5 protein-coding genes are annotated in these 2,392 nt (G+C 71.8%); 4 read left to right on the top strand and 1 reads right to left on the bottom strand.

Annotation, left to right across the window (positions count from 1 at the left end):
- Positions 1 to 369 (top strand): serine hydrolase (locus DW306_RS00325; RefSeq protein ID WP_168429182.1); only part of this gene is annotated, 369 nt, incomplete at its 5' end.
- Between the two features lie 94 nt (positions 370 to 463).
- Positions 464 to 913, top strand: a complete 450-nt coding sequence (locus DW306_RS00320; protein ID WP_240746990.1) for a carboxymuconolactone decarboxylase family protein — start codon at positions 464 to 466, stop codon at positions 911 to 913.
- A 22-nt stretch (positions 914 to 935) separates the two neighbouring features.
- Here DW306_RS00320 and DW306_RS00315 read toward each other — a convergent pair whose 3' ends face one another.
- Entirely contained in the window at positions 936 to 1,655 is a 720-nt protein-coding gene (locus tag DW306_RS00315) for a MerR family transcriptional regulator (RefSeq protein WP_240746989.1), read from the bottom strand.
- Between the two features lie 58 nt (positions 1,656 to 1,713).
- Between DW306_RS00315 and DW306_RS00310 the strand changes: the two genes are divergently transcribed.
- Together DW306_RS00310 and DW306_RS00305 are read left to right on the top strand one after the other, a co-directional pair.
- The gene (locus DW306_RS00310) at positions 1,714 to 2,154 is read left to right on the top strand and encodes a DUF6194 family protein (protein ID WP_136053666.1); all 441 of its coding nucleotides are present in this window, start codon (positions 1,714 to 1,716) and stop codon (positions 2,152 to 2,154) included.
- 7 nt (positions 2,155 to 2,161) lie between these two features.
- On the top strand, positions 2,162 to 2,392 hold a 231-nt coding region (locus DW306_RS00305; protein WP_342670821.1), incomplete at its 3' end, for a putative immunity protein.

Genomic DNA, 2,392 nt, shown 5'->3' with positions numbered 1-2,392 from the left:
GGGCGCCCCGCCGGCCACGCCGGCCTCTTCGGGACGGTGCACGACGTCGCGGCACTCGCCCGTATGATCCGCGACCAGGGTGCCGGGGCCGGTGGGCGCGTGCTGTCCGCCGGCAGCATCCGCCTGATGACGACGCCGGTCGCGACGGCGGAGGCCGGATACGGTCAGGCGATCGGCCTGCGGGTGCGCGACGCCGCCTGGATGGGAGAGACGGATGCCGTCGGGCACACCGGCTTCACCGGCACGGCCTTCGCGGTGCGACCCGAGACAGGCGCGTTCGGCGTGCTGCTCACGAACCGGGTGCATCCGTCGCGGGTGGACGCCGACGTGACCGCGGCGCGGCGGGCGTTCTTCGCCGCGCTCGGCTGAGGCGCACGCCGCCCCTGGCCGGACCTCACATCTCCGCCGGCTGCGTCGTCGGTACGGATGGGCGCGTCCGCGCCCGCAGAGAAGGAGAGACGACGTGTCCCATGTGAACATCGGCAAGATCTATGCAGCCCCGTACCAGGCGATGCTGGAATTCGCCGGAACGGCCGCAGAAGCAGGAGTGGATGCCGGGTTGTCGCCGCTGCTCGTCGAACTGGTGAAGGTGCGTGCCTCGCAGCTGAACGGATGCGCGTTCTGCCTGCGGATGCACGCCGGCGATGCGGTGAAGCACGGAGAGTCCGCGGACCGGCTCGCGGTGCTCGCCGGCTGGTGGGAGTCGCAGTACTTCTCCCCCGAGGAGCAGGCGGCACTGCAGATCGCCGAGCGGGTGACGCTCATCGGCGACCACGGCCGGCTCCACGATCGCGGGGTCGATGTCGACGGCATCCTCACCGAGAAGCAGATCGCGGCGGTGACCTGGCTGACCGTGGTGATCAACAGCTGGAACCGCATCGCGATCTCCAGCCACTACCCCGTGGCGCCCTGACCTCGGCCGGCTCGCCGCGCTGTCAGCGCAGTCCGTCGAGCAGTGCGTGCAGCTCGCCCGCGGCGGCGAGCAGAGCGACGCTCCGGCGAGACAGGTCGGCGAGCCGCTCCGCGAGGATGCGCTGTGCGTCGGCGGTCAGCGCCTGGGTGCGCAGCTGCTCGAGGATGCGGGCGATCGGCGGGATGCCGTAGCCGCCGGCCCGCAGCGCCGCGACGATGCGCGCCTCGGTGATCGCCCGGGCGCCATAGGTGCGGGCTGCGGATGCGGGCGAGCGGAGCGGATGGATGAGGCCCTCGCGCTCCCAGTGACGCAGCGCCGACGCGCGCACGTCGAGCGCCTGGGCGAGTTCGCCGATCGTCAGGGCGTCATCGTCCGCGAAGACGGCGCCCGACTCCTCGATGGCGACCTCCAGGCCGCGGAGCGCCTCCCTCACGCGGGACCGTTCGCGGGCCAGGGCGGCATGGAGGTCGTCGATCTGCTCCGCGGCGACGTCGACGGTGCTGCCGACCAGGGTCGGCATCAGGCGCCGCGCGGGCACGGGGCCGAGGGCGGCGGCGAGGCTCCGATAGGCGCGGGCGGCCACGAGGTGCCGGTCGCCGTAGCGGCGGTATCCGTTCGCGGCGCGCTCGGCGGGCGGGATGATGCGCAGTCGTTCGAGATCGCGCACCTGCTGCGTCGAGTATCCGACGAGACGGCCGATCCCGGCGGTTGTCAGCGGATACTCTTGAGGGTTCTGCGCCATCAATCCGCCCTTCCTCGCTGAAAAGTCCACATAAGCACGTCAACTTCATCATTGAATCATGGACATGCAGCAGATCATCGAGACGGTCCGAGCGTTCGACGGCGCTCTCGTCGTCGCCCCCGAACCCGGCAGCGCCTTCCCGGAGCTCTCCTGGGGCGATGCGTACTTCTATCACGCCCCCGACGGACGGATGCCGGAGCGCACCCAGCCGTACGGGACCATCGTCACGAAGGACTACCCCGACGATGCGACCTCCGAACTCGACGCCCCGGATCGGTTCCGCGTGAACATCCACGTGGGGCAGGAGCGCGCCGCCGCCCTCGTCACGGCGGAACCCGACGCGGTGCGGACCGACGTGTTCCGACGGCATCCGCTCTACGGCTCGGCGGGCTGGGTCAGCGTGATCAACCCGGGCGTGAACACGACGGATGCCGTGCTCGCCCTGCTCCGCGACGCGCACGAGGCCGCGCGAGCCCGTGCCGCCCGCCGGGAGCGGTGAGCCGTCCATGACCGGTTCACCTCATTCGCTGAGCGAGGCGGAGCGTCGCATCGTCGCCGTGTGGGCGGCGGACTGCGCCGAGCACGTGCTGCCCCTGTTCGAGACCGAGGCTCCCGGCGACGATCGTGCCCGCGACGCCATCGCGCGCACGCGGGCCTTCGCACGAGGCGAGCTGACGGCTGCCTGCGAGATCCGTCGCCGCTTCGTCGCGGGTCGAGCCGCGTCGACCGCGCGCACG

Source organism: Microbacterium sp. K24 (assembly GCF_004794465.1).
Lineage (GTDB): Bacteria > Actinomycetota > Actinomycetes > Actinomycetales > Microbacteriaceae > Microbacterium.
The sequence above is the reverse complement of the archived record's forward strand: the minus strand, read 5'-3'. Positions and strand labels throughout refer to the sequence as shown.

Coding starts and splice junctions, on each gene's coding strand:
- DW306_RS00315 (WP_240746989.1), bottom strand. CDS start 1,655: ATGGCGCAGAACCCTCAAGAGTATCCGCTGACAACCGCCGGGATCGGC.
- DW306_RS00310 (WP_136053666.1), top strand. CDS start 1,714: ATGGACATGCAGCAGATCATCGAGACGGTCCGAGCGTTCGACGGCGCT.